The 15982-nt window shown below is 63.3% G+C and carries 18 protein-coding genes; 12 read left to right on the plus strand and 6 right to left on the minus strand.

Annotated features, from left to right (window positions below; translation table 11 throughout):
* The coding region (locus tag OO12_RS25745) for an energy transducer TonB (RefSeq protein WP_034161566.1) at nucleotides 1–599 on the plus strand (599 nt) is incomplete at its 5' end.
* Nucleotides 600–658: 59 nt separating this feature from the next.
* Here OO12_RS25745 and OO12_RS25750 read toward each other — a convergent pair.
* Nucleotides 659–1078: a hemerythrin domain-containing protein gene (locus OO12_RS25750; RefSeq protein ID WP_160296919.1), complete on the minus strand. Its 420-nt coding sequence runs from the start codon at nucleotides 1076–1078 to the stop codon at nucleotides 659–661.
* A 177-nt stretch (nucleotides 1079–1255) separates the two neighbouring features.
* Between OO12_RS25750 and topA the strand changes: the two genes are divergently transcribed.
* Both topA and OO12_RS25760 read left to right on the plus strand, forming a co-directional pair.
* Nucleotides 1256–3826, plus strand: coding sequence for a type I DNA topoisomerase (gene topA, locus OO12_RS25755; RefSeq protein ID WP_034161568.1), 2571 nt, complete (start codon nucleotides 1256–1258; stop codon nucleotides 3824–3826).
* Between the two features lie 2 nt (nucleotides 3827–3828).
* Nucleotides 3829–4299, plus strand: coding sequence for a GNAT family N-acetyltransferase (locus tag OO12_RS25760; RefSeq protein ID WP_052216280.1), 471 nt, complete (start codon nucleotides 3829–3831; stop codon nucleotides 4297–4299).
* Nucleotides 4300–4313: 14 nt separating this feature from the next.
* On the opposite strand, the gene OO12_RS25765 is transcribed toward OO12_RS25760, so the two are convergent.
* The 3 genes from OO12_RS25765 to panC form a co-directional block, all read right to left on the minus strand.
* Nucleotides 4314–4718: an MAPEG family protein gene (locus OO12_RS25765; RefSeq protein WP_034161570.1), complete on the minus strand. Its 405-nt coding sequence runs from the start codon at nucleotides 4716–4718 to the stop codon at nucleotides 4314–4316.
* Nucleotides 4719–4777: 59 nt separating this feature from the next.
* Nucleotides 4778–5074 carry an SEL1-like repeat protein gene (locus OO12_RS25770; protein WP_034161571.1) on the minus strand — a complete coding sequence of 99 codons (297 nt, stop codon included), beginning with the start codon at nucleotides 5072–5074 and terminating at the stop codon, nucleotides 4778–4780.
* A gap of 110 nt (nucleotides 5075–5184) precedes the next feature.
* Nucleotides 5185–6033: a pantoate--beta-alanine ligase gene (gene panC / locus OO12_RS25775; protein ID WP_034161572.1), complete on the minus strand. Its 849-nt coding sequence runs from the start codon at nucleotides 6031–6033 to the stop codon at nucleotides 5185–5187.
* 107 nt (nucleotides 6034–6140) lie between these two features.
* Here panC and OO12_RS25780 point away from each other — a divergent pair, with 107 nt between their 5' ends.
* From OO12_RS25780 to OO12_RS25820, 9 genes are all read left to right on the plus strand, one after another.
* Nucleotides 6141–6923, plus strand: coding sequence for a division plane positioning ATPase MipZ (locus OO12_RS25780; protein ID WP_034161573.1), 783 nt, complete (start codon nucleotides 6141–6143; stop codon nucleotides 6921–6923).
* A gap of 10 nt (nucleotides 6924–6933) precedes the next feature.
* On the plus strand, nucleotides 6934–7215 hold the full coding sequence (locus tag OO12_RS25785; protein ID WP_152616672.1) for a J domain-containing protein: 282 nt from the start codon (nucleotides 6934–6936) through the stop codon (nucleotides 7213–7215).
* A 78-nt stretch (nucleotides 7216–7293) separates the two neighbouring features.
* Entirely contained in the window at nucleotides 7294–8676 is a 1383-nt protein-coding gene (pgmG, locus tag OO12_RS25790; RefSeq protein ID WP_034161574.1) for a phosphoglucomutase/phosphomannomutase PgmG, read from the plus strand.
* A 31-nt stretch (nucleotides 8677–8707) separates the two neighbouring features.
* Complete coding sequence (locus OO12_RS25795) at nucleotides 8708–9334, plus strand: hypothetical protein (RefSeq protein ID WP_034161575.1); 627 nt, start codon at nucleotides 8708–8710, stop codon at nucleotides 9332–9334.
* Nucleotides 9335–9420: 86 nt separating this feature from the next.
* Complete coding sequence (locus tag OO12_RS25800; protein WP_034161576.1) at nucleotides 9421–10188, plus strand: 3'-5' exonuclease; 768 nt, start codon at nucleotides 9421–9423, stop codon at nucleotides 10186–10188.
* Nucleotides 10189–10259: 71 nt separating this feature from the next.
* Nucleotides 10260–11774, plus strand: coding sequence for a sensor histidine kinase (locus OO12_RS25805; RefSeq protein WP_034161577.1), 1515 nt, complete (start codon nucleotides 10260–10262; stop codon nucleotides 11772–11774).
* Nucleotides 11771–12217: a response regulator gene (locus tag OO12_RS25810; RefSeq protein WP_034161578.1), complete on the plus strand. Its 447-nt coding sequence runs from the start codon at nucleotides 11771–11773 to the stop codon at nucleotides 12215–12217. The genes OO12_RS25805 and OO12_RS25810 overlap by 4 nt, the downstream gene beginning before the upstream one ends.
* A gap of 8 nt (nucleotides 12218–12225) precedes the next feature.
* Nucleotides 12226–13266 carry a sensor histidine kinase gene (locus OO12_RS25815; RefSeq protein WP_200887566.1) on the plus strand — a complete coding sequence of 347 codons (1041 nt, stop codon included), beginning with the start codon at nucleotides 12226–12228 and terminating at the stop codon, nucleotides 13264–13266.
* A gap of 170 nt (nucleotides 13267–13436) precedes the next feature.
* Nucleotides 13437–13874, plus strand: coding sequence for a GNAT family N-acetyltransferase (locus OO12_RS25820; RefSeq protein WP_152616673.1), 438 nt, complete (start codon nucleotides 13437–13439; stop codon nucleotides 13872–13874).
* A 133-nt stretch (nucleotides 13875–14007) separates the two neighbouring features.
* Here the strand turns inward: OO12_RS25820 and OO12_RS25825 are convergent, their stop codons facing one another.
* The gene (locus tag OO12_RS25825; RefSeq protein WP_034161580.1) at nucleotides 14008–15246 is read right to left on the minus strand and encodes an ABC transporter permease; all 1239 of its coding nucleotides are present in this window, start codon (nucleotides 15244–15246) and stop codon (nucleotides 14008–14010) included.
* 328 nt (nucleotides 15247–15574) lie between these two features.
* A complete protein-coding gene (locus OO12_RS29235) occupies nucleotides 15575–15832 on the minus strand; it encodes a hypothetical protein (RefSeq protein WP_235365018.1) in 258 nt (85 codons plus the stop codon).
* Nucleotides 15833–15982 lie beyond the last annotated feature (150 nt).

The raw sequence follows: 15982 nt of genomic DNA on the forward strand, positions 1-15982 counted from the left end.
GCCCACCGCCCCCGCCGCCTGAAAAGAAGCTTCCCCACCGCAAGGCGAGCCGGGCCGAGGGTGCGGCGTCACCGCCCAATCTGCGCGCCAGGCCGACCGAGGTCGTCGCGCCGCTACCGATCGTTCCGACCACCGTGCCGCCGCCGGTGATCGCCGCGCCGGTCGCCGGACCCGGCACTCAGGCATCGGCCGGCGCGGCCGACATACGCGGGCCGGGCACCGGCGCCGGCGGCGTGGGCAATGGGCTGGGTAGCGGCGGTTATGGCAATGGTGACGGCGACGGCGGCTATGAAAGCCCGCCGCGCCGGCGCAGCGGGCGGCTGAAGGATTCGGACTATCCCGGCGCGGTTGGCGCGGCGGGCATCGGCGGCACCGTGTCGGTGCGCTACACGGTCGAGACCAATGGTCGCGCGACCGGTTGTTTCATCACCCATTCGAGCGGCAACGAATTGCTCGATGTGACGACCTGCCGCCTGATCGAGCAACGCTTCCGCTTCGAACCGTCGCGCGATGCGCGCGGCCGGCCGGTGCGGTCGATCCTGGTCGAGGATCATGAGTGGGAGATCGACCAGCAGCCGGCGGCGGAGCCTCGCCCCTGACGGTCCGTCTTCTTGTTCGCCCTCTTGTTCGCCCTCTTGTCCGACAGTCTCGCGGGGCGTCAGCTGGCCTGCTTTGCCCGCAGCGGAATATGTGCCGCGGCAAGCGCGAGCGGGTAAAGCAACTCGTTCTCGCGCCGGACGCGACCGGTCAGCCGGCGCATCAGGTCAAGCGTGACCGCCGTGAAGGCCGGCCATTCGGTCTCGATCCGCCGCGCCGGCCATGTCGCCATATAGTCCGTCCAGTCGCCGATCAGATCCTTGAATTCGGTGACGACATCATGGGCCGCCGCCGCTGCCGAGGCGTCATTGCCGCCGATCAGCAAGGGGTAGATCATGCTGTCCTCGGTATGGAGATGGTGGATCAGCGCATCGGACAGCGCGTCGCGCGCCGCGATCGCCGGGAGCGGCGTGGGACCGGTCGGCTCGACCGACCCGGCCAGCCGGGTCGCCAGCACGACCAGCATATCATGCTCTTGCATGAGGGTTTCGTAATCGACCATTCCATCGCGACTCGATTGAAATTCGTCCCGCCGCGCTCACATTATTGCGACCGCATTCCCTAACAAAAGCTGACGGGCATCGGGGCAAGGCCTCTTGACGGGCGGCCCCGAACCTTTCCACCCTCGCGCGTACACGTAAGGACACATCGAACCTCCATGCAGCTTGTCATCGTCGAATCGCCCGCCAAGGCGAAAACCATCGAGAAATATCTGGGCTCCGACTATCGCGTTCTCGCGAGCTACGGCCATGTCCGCGATCTGCCGCCCAAGGACGGCTCGGTGAATCCAGATGACGGCTTCGCGATGGAATGGGAAAACTACGCCGACAAGGCGAAGCAGCTGAAGGCGATCGCCGATCTGGCCAAGGGCGCCGACCGATTGATCCTCGCGACCGATCCGGATCGCGAGGGTGAGGCGATTTCATGGCATGTCCAGGAAGTGCTCCGCAACCGCAAGGCGCTGCCCAAGGACGTGCAGCGCGTGACCTTCAACGCGATCACCAAGGCAACGGTGACCGAGGCGATGAAGCACCCGCGCGAGCTCGATACCGACCTGATCGATGCGTATCGCGCACGCCGTGCGCTCGACTATCTGGTCGGCTTCACTTTGTCGCCGGTGCTGTGGCGCAAGCTGCCCGGCGCCAAGTCGGCCGGTCGGGTGCAGTCGGTCGCGCTGCGCCTGATCGTCCAGCGCGAACGCGAGATCGAGGCCTTCAAGGCGCAGGAATATTGGTCGGTCGTCGCCGACATGGAGCAGGACGGCACACCGTTCCAGGCGCGGCTCGTCACGTTCGAGGGCAAGAAGCTCGACCGGCTGTCGATCGGCGAGGAAGGCACCGCGAAGCGCGCCAAACAGGCGGTCGAGGAGGGGCGCTTCAGCGTCCAGACGGTCGAGGTCAAGCCGGCCACGCGCAACCCGCCGCCGCCCTTCACCACCTCGACCCTGCAGCAGGAAGCATCGCGCAAGCTCGGTTTCTCCGCCGATCATACGATGCGCATCGCGCAAGGTCTCTACGAGGATGGCGCGATCACCTATATGCGGACCGACGGCGTGCAGATGGACGGTTCGGCCATCTCCGCGGCGCGCAAAGCCGTGGCCGACCGCTATGACGCGAGCTATGTCCCCGACAGCCCGCGCCAGTATCAGACCAAGGCGAAGAATGCGCAGGAAGCGCATGAGGCGATCCGTCCGACCGATTTCGGCAAGGACAAGGTCGGCGGCGGCGATCATGCCCGGCTTTACGATCTGATCTGGAAGCGCGCGCTCGCGTCGCAGATGGCGTCCGCGCGGATGGAGCGCACCACGGTCGAATTGCTCGACGGCTCGGGCCAGACCGGCCTGCGCGCGACGGGACAGGTGGTGCTCTTCCCCGGCTATCTCGCCCTTTATGAAGAGGGTTCGGACGACAGCGCCGATGAGGAAAGCCGCCGCCTACCACGCATGCGCGAGGGCGATGCGCCGGCCAAGAAGAGCGTCACCGCCGAGCAGCATTTCACCCAGCCGCCGCCGCGCTTCTCCGAAGCGTCGCTGGTCAAGCGGCTCGAAGAGCTCGGCATCGGCCGGCCCTCGACCTATGCCTCGATCATCAAGACGTTGAAGGACCGCGCCTATGTGCGGGTCGAGAAGAACCGCTTCTTCGCCGAGGAGAGCGGGCGACTGGTGACGGCATTCCTCGAACGCTTTTTCGAGAAATATGTCGGTTATGACTTCACCGCGGGCCTCGAGGATGAACTCGACGAAGTGTCGGGCGGGCGCGCGCAGTGGCAGTCGGTGCTCGAAGCGTTCTGGAAAGACTTCAAGCCGCGCACCAATGAAGTGATGGAGCAGAAGCCGTCGGAAGTGACCGCGGCGCTCGACCTGTTCCTCGAACCTTATCTCTTCCCGGCCAAGGCCGATGGCGGCGATCCGCGGCTCTGCCCGAATTGCGGCCAGGGCCGTCTTGCGCTGCGCGGCGGCAAGTTCGGCGCGTTCGTGGCCTGCTCCAACTATCCCGAATGCAAATATACCCGCCGTTTCGGCCAGGGCGGCGGCGATGAGGGGGGCGATGCCGGTCCCGAAACGCTTGGCAATGATCCCGAAACCGGCTTGCCGATCGAGCGCAAGGCGGGACGCTTCGGTCCCTATATCCAGCTCGGCGAGGGCAAGGAGGCGAAGCGGTCGTCGATTCCGAAGGATATTCCCGAACTTGATCTGGAATGGGCGCTGAAGCTGCTCAGCCTGCCGCGCACCGTCGGTACGCATCCGGAAAGTGGCGAGCCGATCACCGCGTCGATCGGGCGCTATGGGCCCTATCTGGCCCATGCGGGCAAATATGCCCGGCTGACCTCGACCGCCGACGTGTTCGAAACCGGCATGAACGCGGCGGTGGTCAAGCTGGCCGAGGCCGCGGCAGGGGCCGGGCGTCCGCAACGCGGGGCGCAAGCGCCGCTCAAGATTCTCGGCAAGCATCCGCGTACCGAGGCGGAGATCAAGCTGATGGAGGGGCGCTACGGCCCTTATGTCACTGACGGTGAGACCAATGCGACTTTGCCCAAGTCGATCGAAAAGGATGCGCTGACGCTGGAAGAAGCGGCGCAGCTGCTCGATGCGCGCGCGGCGGCGGGGCCGTCGAAGAAGGGCAAGAAGAAAGCGCCGGCGAAGAAAGCCGCCGCCAAAAAGGCCCCGGCCAAGAAAACCGCCGCAAAAAAACCGGCGGCCAAGGCGAAAGCAGTGGCCGCCGCCGAATGACGGTGACGATCCGTCCTTTTGCCGGGTCCGACCGCGCGCGCATGTTGGCGATCTTCGACGCCAACACGCCGGCCTTTTTCGCGGTCAATGAGCGGACGGATTTCATCGCCTATCTCGATCGCCATGCCGGGCTTTATGCGGTGTGCGTGCGCGACGGCCCAGAGGGGGCGGAAGCAGAGGGCGCGGGGACGGTGGTGGCGGGTTTCGCGGTCGCGCCGGGCACGCCGGGTCGCGCGCATCTCAACTGGATCCTGGTCGATCCGGCGGCGCAGGGTGGTGGCATCGGCACGGCGATGATGACGGCGGCACGCGACCGCGCGGCAAAGCTGGGCGCCGCGATCGTCGATATCGCGGCGAGCCAGCATTCGGCGCCGTTCTTTGCCCGGCATGGCGCCCATATACTGAGCCGTATCGAGGACGGCTGGGGATCCGGCATGCACCGGGTCGATATGGAATTGCCGCTCGACGCGTGAGGGGGCTCGGTGCCTCAGCCCGGCAGCGGGGAATGCACCAGTACGAGCAGCCACAGCGCCATGCCCAGCAGCACCAGCAGCGTGCCGACGATCCCGATCGAGCGCGTCGCGGTGGGCGGTCCCGGCGGGTTGAACAGGCCGATCGCATTGAGCGCGCGGCAAATGACGAAGACGGCGGCGACGATGCCGAGCGCCAGATGGGGCGCGCCGTAATTCTCGAGCAAGCCGATCAGGATGATGCCGATCGGCGCATATTCGGTGAGGTTGCCATGCGCACGGATGGCGGAGGTCAGGCCATGCTGGCCGGCGTCGCCGAATGACGCTTCATATTTGATCCGCATGCGGATCGTGGTGACCGACAGAAAGACCAGCAGCAGCGCAAGCGCGGCCGTGGTGAGCGCGGTGATCATCAAGTGCATCAACCCCTCCGTTTTTCGTTACGGAGGCGATGCTACGCCGATTGGAGAGAGATGCCCAGTCAGGCGGCGCGCGGGGTCGTCATCTGCAGCCAGGCACGAGCGGCCTTTTGCGCGATGGCGATGTCGCGTGCGCTCATATCTTCGGAAATCTCGCTGCGGCAGAATTGCGCCGCTTCGCTGCCCGCGACCGCGGCGAGGTTGAACCATTTATGCGCTTCGATCAGGTCGACGTCGATGCCCGCGGCACCGCTCGAATAAACCATGCCGAGTTCGTAGCACGCATCCGCATCGCCACGCGCGGCGTCAGCCAATCGGCTGTCGATCAGAAACTGTGCGCTCTTCAGGCTGCTGCCCATGTCACTAACCCCTGTTAACCATTCCTACCGGCATGACTCTGCCGGGTGGGGGTCAACAAATGGTTAACGGACATTAGGGACGTTTGCGCGCCCCTGTACGGGGGCGCTGGTTAAGCCGACCCTAACTCGATCGCAAGATTGTCGATCAATCGCGTCGTACCGATCCGCGCGGCGGCGAGCAGCCGGCGCGGACGGCTGGAATCGTTGTCGGCGGCAAGCGTTTCGGCATCGACCAGTTCGACATAATCGACCTCGAAACCGGCGGCTTTGAGCGATTCCCGCGCGGTGTCGAGTGCCGCCTGGGCATCGTCGCCGCGGCCGATCGCCCTGGCTGCGACGCCCAGTGCGCGAGGCAGGGCGACGGCGCGCGCGCGCTGGTCCGCGTCGAGATAGATGTTGCGCGACGACAAGGCGAGGCCGTCATCCTCGCGCTGTGTCGGCACGCCGATGATCTCGATATCCAGGTCGAGGTCGGTGACCATGCGGCGAATCACCGCGAGTTGCTGGAAATCCTTCTCGCCGAAATAGGCGGTATCGGGCCGGACCTGGTTGAACAATTTCGCGACCACGGTCGCGACGCCGTCGAAATGCTGCGGCCGCGCCGCACCGTCCAGGCCGTCGCTGATGCCGGCGACCGAGATATTGGTGGCAAAGCCCTCCGGATACATGATGTCGACCGACGGCATCCATAGCAGGTCGCAGCCCGCCTCTTTCAGCATCCGCGTGTCGGCGGTTTCCTTGCGCGGATAACGCGACAAATCCTCGCCCGCGCCGAATTGCTTCGGATTGACGAAGATCGATGCGATCACGCGAATGCCGGGCCGCTTCGCCGCTTCGATCAGCGCCATATGTCCGGCATGGAGCGCACCCATGGTCGGTACCAGCGCGATTCGGGCCCCGTCGGCGCGGAACGCCGCGACTGCCTCACGCAGGGACTCGGTCTGACGGATGGTTTGCACGCGCTACTAGCCTTCGATAAGGACGGGCGGGCCTTCTATGGGGGGCGGCCCAGCCAGGCAACCAGGGGAAATCAAGGACTGTGTCGACGGTTGCGCAAAAGCCACACGTGCAAAGACCGCACGTTATCGTATTCGCCAATGAAAAAGGCGGTACCGGAAAATCCACCACCGCGGTCCATGTCGCGATCGCGCTCGAGGCGCGTGGCGCGCGCGTTGCCGCGTTCGACCTCGATCACCGTCAGCGTACCATGGGGCGTTATCTCGATAACCGCATGGAAACCGGCAAGCGTACCGGGCGCGAATTGCCGATCCCGCGCCATGCGACGCATGACGGGGAAAGCCTGGCGCGTTACACCGAGACGCTCGAAGCCTTGTCCCAGGACAGCGATTTCCTGGTCATCGACACGCCGGGGCGCGACGATCGCTTCGCGCGCATGGCGGCGCAGCGCGCTGACACGCTGGTCACGCCGATGAACGACAGCTTCGTCGATTTCGACCTGATCGGTCAGGTCGATCCGGTCACTTATAAGGTAACGCGTCCCAGCTTTTATGCCGAGCTGATCTGGGACGCGCGCAAGGCGCGGGCCAAGGCCGATGGCTCGACCATCGACTGGGTCGTACTGCGCAATCGCGTCCAGCATATCGAGGCCCGCAATATGCGGCGCGTGTCGGAAGCGCTCGACCAACTCGCCAAGCGAGTCGGTTTTCGCATCATTCCGGGGCTTGGCGAACGCGTGATCTATCGCGAACTGTTCCCCAAGGGGCTGACCATGCTCGACGCGCGCGAATTCGGCGAGATGGGCCTGGCCCATGTCGCGGCACGCCAAGAATTGCGCGAGATGATGGCCGCACTCGCCTTGCCCGAGCCTGCATTGCCGTTGTTCGCTTGAGCCCGCGGTCATGATCTTCAAGATCCTCACCGCGGTGCTGGTTGCCTATGCCGGCTGGTGGCTGTGGCAGGGCCCGAAGAAAACGCATCGGCGCATTCAGCCCGAGCCGCTGAATGGCGACGACGCGGCGGCGCGCGCGGTGCTGGGCGTGCATGCGGAAGCGAGCGAGGCCGAAATCCGCGCAGCGCATCGCCGCCTGATCAGCGCGGTCCATCCGGATCATGGCGGCTCCGCCGAACTGACGCGCCGGGTCAACGCTGCGCGCGACAGGTTGTTGAAGCGCGGGGGTTGAAACATTCGCGTTGAAACGCGCGATTTGAACTTTCATCGCGTTTGCCGATTGAAGACGCGAATCATCACAGGAGTTCCGATGACCCATGTTTTCGACCCCACGTCGCTGCGCGAATATGACATTCGCGGCATCGTCGGAAAGACACTGGGCCCGGCCGATGCGACCGCGATCGGGCGCGGTTTCGCGACGCGCGTGCGCCGTGCCGGTGGCACGCGCGTCGCGGTCGGCTATGACGGGCGCACATCGTCGCCTGAGCTGGAAGCGGCACTGATTGCCGGGCTGACCGCATCGGGTGTCGATGTCGTGCGCACCGGCATGGGGCCGACGCCGCAGCTTTATTATGCCGAAGCGATCCTCGAAGTGGATGGTGGCATCCAGATCACCGGCAGCCACAATCCGGGCAATTACAATGGTTTCAAGATGGTGCTGCAGCATCTGCCGTTCTTCGGCGCCGACATTCAGGACCTAGGCAAGCTGGCCGAGGCAGGCGATTGGGAAGAGGGCGAGGGCGTCGTCACCGAAGCCGATATCGTCGACGATTATGTCGGCCGTCTGCTCGCCGGCTATGCCGGTGGCGCGTACCGCATCGGCTGGGACGCCGGCAATGGCGCCTCGGGGCCGGTGATCGAGAAGCTGACCAAATTGCTGCCCGGCGAGCATCATCTGCTCTATACCGAGGTCGACGGCACTTTCCCCAACCATCATCCCGATCCGACCGAGGAAAGGAACCTCGCCGACCTGAAGCAGTTGGTTGCCGACAAGCAGCTCGATTTCGGGCTGGCGTTCGACGGCGATGGCGACCGCATCGGCGCGATCGACGGGCAGGGCCGGGTGATCTGGGGCGATCAGCTGCTCTCGATCCTGGCCGAGCCGGTGCTGAAGGAATTGCCCGGATCGACGATCATCGCCGATGTGAAGGCGTCGCAGGCATTGTTCGACCGCGTCAGGGAACTCGGTGGCGAGCCGCTGATGTGGAAGACCGGGCACAGCCTGATCAAGACCAAGATGAAGGAAACGCATGCGCCACTCGCCGGCGAGATGAGCGGCCATATCTTCTTCGCGCATGAATATTACGGCTTCGACGATGCGCAATATGCCGCCGTCCGGCTGATCCGCGCGGTGCATATGATCGGCAAGTCGATGACTGAGATCCGCGGCGCGATGCCGGCATTGGTCAACACGCCCGAGATGCGCTTCCAGGTCGATGAAAGCCGCAAGTTCGCGGTGGTCGAGGAAGTGCTTGACCGGCTCGAGCACGACGGCGCGGATGTGAACCGTACTGACGGCGCGCGCGTCAACACGCCCGATGGCTGGTGGCTGCTCCGTGCGTCGAACACGCAGGACGTGCTGGTCGCGCGGGCTGAAGCGAAGGACCAGCCCGCACTGGACCGGCTGCTGGCGATGATCGACGCGCAACTGGCGGCGAGCGGCCTGGTGCGCGGAGAACAGGCGGGGCATTGATCGCATTGTCGCTGAGGGAATAGAGGGCGTCATGGCAGTATTGGTGGAGGGATTGTCCGTCGTCGTGCGTGGCGGGTCCGTAGCGCATCATTACCGGGGCGGCATCAAAGCGTTCATCGCCGATGTGCCGGTAAAGTGCTTCTGCGCCGACGGGAGTCTGGCGTGCGTCAGCTTCATGTCGCCCGACGATGTGCAGGCCTATATCGAGCTACTGGAGCGGCAAGGACTTACATATCTCGATGCCGATCGAACAACGATCGATATTGTCGTCGTCGATCAGCGGACTGGACCTTGCGTGCCCTGTTCCTGGGTGGGGTTTGGATCCACGGATTGGGAAGGAGATCCGGCATGTCCGATTTCGGTATGCTTCCTTGTACAGGCTTCGACGCAGCAACAAATCGTGACACCGCCGGGGTGGGTTTTCGAAGGCTCGCTTAGTGCCCATCATCGTTTCGTCGAAACAGCGCAGATGCCGGACTCGCTGAAGCTTCTCCGTTCGGAGCCGACCCTGGACACCTATTTCGACGAGGTGGAGAAGAAGGAGTATTTTACGGCGCGCGCGCATAACATTGAGGCGCATAACTCGATGCCGGATGCACAAACGGAAGGGCTTGATCCAAGCTCGCGCAGCGGTTGGCGCCCGCTATTTCGTCGTTGACCTGAGTTCTTTCCTTTTTGCCGATTTTGTTCGGCGAACCAAAATGAACTGGCATTTCCGCGCTGCAGCCTCCACTTGAAGGTGCAATGCCGCCACCGCCGCCCCAGATCATCCGCGTCGTCGATCTCGAAACCACCGGCCCGGCCCCGCCCGCGCATGGCGTGTGCGAGATTGGCTGGCAGGATGTCGCGCTTGGTGCCGATGGGCGCTGGGACTTGCAGGGCGAGGGTGGCGCGCGGCTGGTCAATCCTGGACGGCCGATCCCGCCAGTGACTCAGGCGATCCACCATATTCTCGACGAGCAGGTCGCGAACGAGCCGCTATGGCATGATGTCGCGCGCGCGGTGCTTGATCCCTGGCCGCGCCGGGTTGCGCTCGCCGCGCACCGCGCGGACTATGAGATGAAGTTCTGCACGCCCGCGCTGACGCATAATGCGCAATGGATCTGCACCTGGAAATGCGCGCTGCGGTTATGGCCCGACAGTCCGAGCTTCTCCAACCAGGTGCTGCGGTATTGGCGCAAGCCCGAGGGGATGGACCATGAACGCGGCTTGCCCGCGCATCGTGCCTTTCCCGATTCCTATGTCACCGCCTTTCACCTGCGCGACATGCTCAATGAGGTTGGCGGGGCGCAGCTGATCGAGTGGTCGAATCTGCCCGGCCTGCTGCCCGCCGTCCGCCAAGGGCCGGATCGCGGCAAGAGCTGGCACGAGATCAGCGACGATTCGCTCGCCGTGCAGCTCGGCGACCGCGATGTGGATGTGCGCTTCAGCGCCGAGACCGAATTGGCGCGGCGGCGTGGCGGTGGTGCGGTCGGGCGGCAGACGCCGCAGGGCAAACTGTTCGAGGATTGACGCGTCCCCGATTGATCGAGGTCAAGACAGTGCTGCTGGCCTTCTTTCCGTATCGGTCATAAAGCGTAACAATGTTTCGCACGCTCGTCAGACGGCTCGGGGTCCGTGAATCCTTGGTCGGGCGAGCATTGATCCTGTTCATGGCGATCGGTTTCATCAGCCTGCTCGCCGCCGGGTACGCGGCCTATCGTTCGACCATGCGCAACGAGGAACATAGCCGGGCGGTCAATCACACCTATGAGGTCGAGATCGCGATCGACCGGGCCGGCATCCTGATCGAACAGGGTGAGACGTCGCGGCGCGGCTATCTGATCACCGCGCAGCGGACATATCTCGACACCTATGAAACGGTTGCGGGCAAGATACCGGCCGCACTGAGCCAAATCGCCCGCCTGACCGCGGACAATCCACGTCAGCAGGCCAATCTCGCTCAGCTGACCCGGATCTTTGCCGAGCTGAAGGCGCAGCGCGACCGAACGATCGCTCTGGTCAGCGAGGGACGGCAGGTCGAGGCGCACCGCGTCTTCACCGAAGAGACCGTGGCGCGGCGCATGCTGAACATCCGCAGGCTTGGCACGGCGATGGGCAATGAGGAACGCCGGCTGCTCGCCATCCGCGACGCCGAGCAGCGTGAGAGTCTGCGGACCTTCTACGGCACCATGATCGTCGCTGGCGTGCTGCTTCTGCTCGTCGCGATCGCGTCGCTGCTGACCGTGCTGCGCTACATGCGCGACCTTGGCGTGTCGCGCGACGTCCTGCGCGACTTCGCGGATTCGCTCGAGGAGCTGGTCGCCGACCGCACTGCCGATCTGTCGCGCGCCAATGAGGAAATTCAGCGCTTCGCTTACATCGTCAGCCATGATTTGCGCAGCCCGCTGGTCAATGTGATGGGCTTCACCGCCGAACTCGATGCCGCGACCGCTGCGATCACTGACCTGATCGACCGCGCCGAGGCCAGCGCGCCGGAGATCGTTACCGAAGAGGCGCGATTGGCGGCGCGTGAGGATCTGCCCGAAGCGATCGGGTTCATCCGTACCTCGACTCAGAAGATGGACCGGCTGATCAATGCGATCCTGAAATTGTCGCGTGAAGGCCGTCGCGTGATAGCACCCGAACCGCTCGACATGAATGCGATGGTCGAGACGATCGGCGGATCATTGAAGCACATGATCGATGATCGTGGCGCCACGCTGAGCGTGGAGGGTGAATTGCCACAAATCATCAGCGACCGCCTGGCGGTCGAGCAGATCTTCTCCAATCTGATCGAGAATGCGGTCAAATATCTCGATCCCGCGCGTCCCGGCTGGATCGCGGTTCGCGGCAAGAGCGACGGGCATCGCGTCAGCTATGAAATCGAGGATAATGGTCGCGGCATAGCGCCTGGCGATCATCAGCGCGTGTTCGACCTGTTTCGCCGCTCGGGTCATCAGGACCAGCCGGGCGAAGGGATCGGGCTCGCCCATGTCCGCGCTTTGGCCTACCGGCTTGGCGGGGTCATCGATGTTGCTTCCGACCTTGGCAAAGGCGCGACCTTCCGGTTGACCTTGCCGCTCACTCTTGCCGACCCACAGGATAATCGCTCATGAATGACCATCGCTCCGTCAGTATCGTGATGATCGAGGATGATGAGGGCCATGCCCGCCTCATCGAAAAGAACATCCGCCGTGCGGGCATTCTCAACGATATCACCCACTTCACCGATGGGACGAGCGCGCTGAACTATCTGTTCAACGATGCCAATGGCCCGGCGCTCAACGGCCCGGCGCTGGTGCTGCTCGACCTCAACCTGCCGGACATGAGCGGCACCGACATTCTGGCCAAGATCAAAAGCGAGCCGGCGTTGAAGCGTACGCCCGTGGTCGTGCTGACCACCACGGACGATAAGGTCGAGATTCAGCGCTGCTATGATCTGGGCTGCAATGTCTACATCACCAAACCGGTCAATTACGAAAGCTTCGCTCAGGCGATCCGCCAGCTCGGGCTGTTCCTGTCGGTCATTCAGGTGCCGGATATCGAGGGCCACGCTTGACCTCCAGCGTGTCGACCGCCGAACCGGTCAGGGTTCTCTATATCGACGATGACGCTGGCTTGCGCACGCTTGCCGCGCGGTCGCTGACGCGGCGCGGTTATGCCGTCACGCTGGCGGAGGGCGGTGCCGAGGGGCTGGCGCTGGTCGGCGCGCAGGACTTTGATCTGGTCGCGGTGGATCATTACATGCCGGGGATGGACGGGCTGGAGACGCTGAAGAAGCTTCGCGCGCTCCCGGCAGCACCTCCGGTCGTCTACGTCACCGGATCGGAAGAGGGCCGGATCGCGGTCGCCGCGCTGAAGGCCGGGGCGGCCGACTATGTCGTGAAGACGATCGGCAGCGATTTCTTCGACTTGCTTGCCTCCGCCTTTGGCCAGGTCCTTGAGCGCGCCGCGCTCGAGCGCGGCAAGGCAGCGGCCGAGGAGCAGTTGCGCGCCAGCAATGCGCGGCTCGAAACCTTGCTCAGCGAGGTCAATCACCGCGTCGCCAACAGCCTGCAGCTGGTGTCGGCAATGGTACGGCTGCAGGCTGGCGCGCTCGACGACGGCGCGGCGCGCGACGCGTTGGAGGACACGCAGCGTCGCATCGCGGCGATCGCGCAGGTGCATCGGCGGCTCTATACGTCGAACGATGTCGAGAGCGTCGACATGCAGGAATATCTCGGCGCTTTGGTCGAGGAGCTGGGCGAAACCTGGTCGAGCAATGCCGCGCCGCGCACCTTGTCGCTTGCCGCTGACCCGATCCGCATGAAGACCGACCGCGCGGTGTCACTGGGCGTAATCGTCACCGAACTGGTCAGCAATGCGTGCAAATATGCCTATCCGGGACGCGCCGGCGAAGTGCGGATCGCGCTCAGCCGGGACGATGGCGAGCATTTCCTGCTCGCGGTCGAGGATGATGGTGTCGGCATGGTCGAGAACGGGCCGGCACGGGGTACGGGTCTCGGCACCAAACTGATCCGCGCAATGGCGCAGAGCCTGCAGACGATCGTCGAATATGACCCTGGCCATCGCGGCGTTCGCGCCACGCTGCGCGGGGCGCTCAACTAGCGCATTCGCGATTTGAGCTGAAAAGTCCGTTCGGGTCGCTCCCCGTTTTCCGAGAATATACCAATCAGACAGCGCAAGTTTCCTGATCGCCATCCCCAATCGGTAAGATCTGCCCGCCGCCGGCATGGCTCTTAATTGTAGGAGAGTGGCGGTGGTGATACGCGGGGGCGGTGACGATAATCCGCCTTGCTATCCCCAAAGATGCGGAAGCACTTACCGAATTGATGCACGCTTCGGCCGCCTATCGCGGAAGCTATGCGAGTATCCTCGACGGCTATGCGATCACACCCTCGCAGATCGAGCAGGGCGTTTTCCACGTCGCCGAGCGAGACGGTGAAACATGTGGCTTCTACAGCTTGACCCTCGAAGGGGAGCCGGAGCTAGATCTGATGTTCGTAGCGGATAGCGCGCAGAGCAGTGGCCTGGGCTTGATGCTTTTCCGGCACATGACAGGCGAAGCGAAGCGGCGGGGCATCGCTGCCATCAAGATCGTTTCCCACCCGCCATCGGTCGGCTTCTATCAGGCGATGGGCGCGATCGTCACGGGCACGAAGGCTCCGACGATCAAGGCGAGGTGGAGCCGGCCGATCCTGACGCTGACGATCTAGCCGCCTTGTCCGGAGGCGGTGGTCAGCAGCCCGGCACCTTGCGTCGCCATTTCGGGGACACAATACTAAACTTTGGGCTAATTAGTATTGTGTCCCCGTATCAAGAGCTGCCACTTTTGTGAGCGTCCAGGGCTTAGGTGTGCCTCAGCACAGAAGCCGGATCGATCGCTGCGGCTCGAACTGCCGGATAGAGGGTGCTCAGCAGCACGCCAGAGGAAACCAGCGCCACAATCCAGGTGATTTCTCCTCCTGAGATCGCAAGCGGCAGGGACAGCATGACGTCCAGTTCTGCCGATGGATGCGCGATCTGCGTGCGAAGCGCCTGCGTGATTGGGTCCTTGGCAGCTTTGAGGGTCAATCCCACGCCGAGGCCGGCGGCCTCTCCTGCAAGTCCGATCGCAGCGCCCACTCCGACAAAAACCCTGGCGATCGATTTTTTCGACATGCCCATGGTTCTAAGTATCGCTATCTCACGCGCTTTGTAACGGACGAGCATGACCATCGAAGACAGAATGTTCGACAGGGCGATAAGCGTGACCATGGAGATGATGATGGTCATGGCGAGGCGATCCTGCTTCAAAGCCGAGAACAGCACGCTATTCATGCTTTGCCAGGTCGTCAGCCTGTAGCCGTCACCGAGGATATTCTGGATCGCCTTGACTACGACATGTTGCGTGTCCGGATTTGTGAGCCTGACGTTGATCCTGGTGGCCGCGGACTTTGTACCGAGTATCATGCTAAGGTCATCGACCGGCATGATCGCCCGCCGGCTGTCGAACGTGTAAACGTCTGTGCTGACTATGCCCGATACGATGAAGTCGTAGTTGGCGACGGTGAAAATCTCACCATCATGTCGTATCGAGGTGATCGCCGCATGCTCTCCGATGCCGACGCCAAGGCGGGCCGCCAGGTCGCTGCCAATCGCAAGGGTCGCAGGACGAACAGGCGCTTTACCGAAGACGATTGCCGCCTTGCGTTGGAACAGCGGACTCGTCGTCATCCTGGACGGGTCGAGCCCTTGCAGATCAGCGGCGAATGATCTCCCGTTGGCCGTAATCAAGCCTGTGCTGTCCAGCGTCGCTGTCGCCGCCTCCACGCCATCGATCCTGGCAAGCCTCTGTTCCAGCCGGGCTGGATGCTCAATCCGGTGCCCTCGGCCAGTGACAAAGATGTGGCCGTCTACGGAGGCGATCTGACCAGCCAATCGGGCCTCGGCGGCGTTCATGAAGCTGACGACCAATACTAGTGAGGCGACACCGATAGTCACCCCTGCGAACCCGATCGCGGCAATGAGCAGAGCCAGGCGCCCACCCGCACCCGGAATCAGAAATCGGGAGATGAGAAGCCTCTCGTAGCTCGTAGGCAATCCCATCCCCCGATTTAAGTCGACATGTTCAACCTTAAATGATGTCTGATTTCAGGCAAACGTAAAGCAGCCCGGGACGACCGTATTTTCAGGGACACAATACTAAACTTTAGGCTCGGCTCGCGTTTCCGCAGACTCAGCACTCGGTCGGTCGTCACTCTTGCCGCTCGATCCAATCCTGCCCGCCGGAGTAGTCGATGCGCACTTTGCGCGATGTGATGTGCGACATCGGGAATCGCGATGCGAGCGAGTTGCGCCATGGCCTATGGCGCTATCGTCCGGCAGCACCGGTTAATTAGTATTGTGTCCCTATATTATGTCGCCCGCGCGGTCGCTATTCGCTGCCATCCGAGGATCGACGGAGCCAGTTCACGATAAACCGAACGGTGATGAACAGCGCGGCGGCAGTTATAATTGTAGGCGCTAAAACAAAGAGCAGAAATCCCTTCTTGCATGCTGTGTCCGGTGTGCAGTCGCCGAGTGCGTCAGCGATCATCAGGCAAAAGAATAGCGGTGCAGCGATAATTGTCGCCGTCGCACAGCCCCATTTGCTTCCGGCGGTCGTACCACCATTATATTCCCCATCGCTCATCCATCGAAGGTGAACGATCGGCGGTTCCCAGACAAGCTGAGCGCATTCGGCAATGCCTACGACTCGATCGTTAGCGGCCACTCATCGGGTGAATCACAGACGTATATAGGCCGCTTCGAGGGGGTGGTTGGAGATCGAACGGCGCGTCAA

Origin of the sequence: Sphingomonas sp. ERG5, assembly GCF_000803065.1 — a bacterium.
Classification (GTDB): domain Bacteria; phylum Pseudomonadota; class Alphaproteobacteria; order Sphingomonadales; family Sphingomonadaceae; genus Sphingomonas.

What these genes read in the sequence shown, in the direction of transcription:
- OO12_RS25795 (WP_034161575.1), top strand. Translation starts at nt 8,708, where the DNA reads ATGGCAGTATTGGTGGAGGGATTGTCCGTCGTCGTGCGTGGCGGGTCC.
- OO12_RS25805 (WP_034161577.1), top strand. Translation starts at nt 10,260, where the DNA reads ATGTTTCGCACGCTCGTCAGACGGCTCGGGGTCCGTGAATCCTTGGTC.
- OO12_RS25785 (WP_152616672.1), top strand. Translation starts at nt 6,934, where the DNA reads ATGATCTTCAAGATCCTCACCGCGGTGCTGGTTGCCTATGCCGGCTGG.
- pgmG (WP_034161574.1), top strand. Translation starts at nt 7,294, where the DNA reads ATGACCCATGTTTTCGACCCCACGTCGCTGCGCGAATATGACATTCGC.
- OO12_RS25800 (WP_034161576.1), top strand. Translation starts at nt 9,421, where the DNA reads ATGCCGCCACCGCCGCCCCAGATCATCCGCGTCGTCGATCTCGAAACC.
- OO12_RS25765 (WP_034161570.1), bottom strand. Translation starts at nt 4,718, where the DNA reads ATGCACTTGATGATCACCGCGCTCACCACGGCCGCGCTTGCGCTGCTG.
- OO12_RS25825 (WP_034161580.1), bottom strand. Translation starts at nt 15,246, where the DNA reads ATGGGATTGCCTACGAGCTACGAGAGGCTTCTCATCTCCCGATTTCTG.
- OO12_RS25750 (WP_160296919.1), bottom strand. Translation starts at nt 1,078, where the DNA reads ATGCAAGAGCATGATATGCTGGTCGTGCTGGCGACCCGGCTGGCCGGG.
- OO12_RS29235 (WP_235365018.1), bottom strand. Translation starts at nt 15,832, where the DNA reads ATGAGCGATGGGGAATATAATGGTGGTACGACCGCCGGAAGCAAATGG.
- OO12_RS25810 (WP_034161578.1), top strand. Translation starts at nt 11,771, where the DNA reads ATGAATGACCATCGCTCCGTCAGTATCGTGATGATCGAGGATGATGAG.
- OO12_RS25770 (WP_034161571.1), bottom strand. Translation starts at nt 5,074, where the DNA reads ATGGGCAGCAGCCTGAAGAGCGCACAGTTTCTGATCGACAGCCGATTG.
- topA (WP_034161568.1), top strand. Translation starts at nt 1,256, where the DNA reads ATGCAGCTTGTCATCGTCGAATCGCCCGCCAAGGCGAAAACCATCGAG.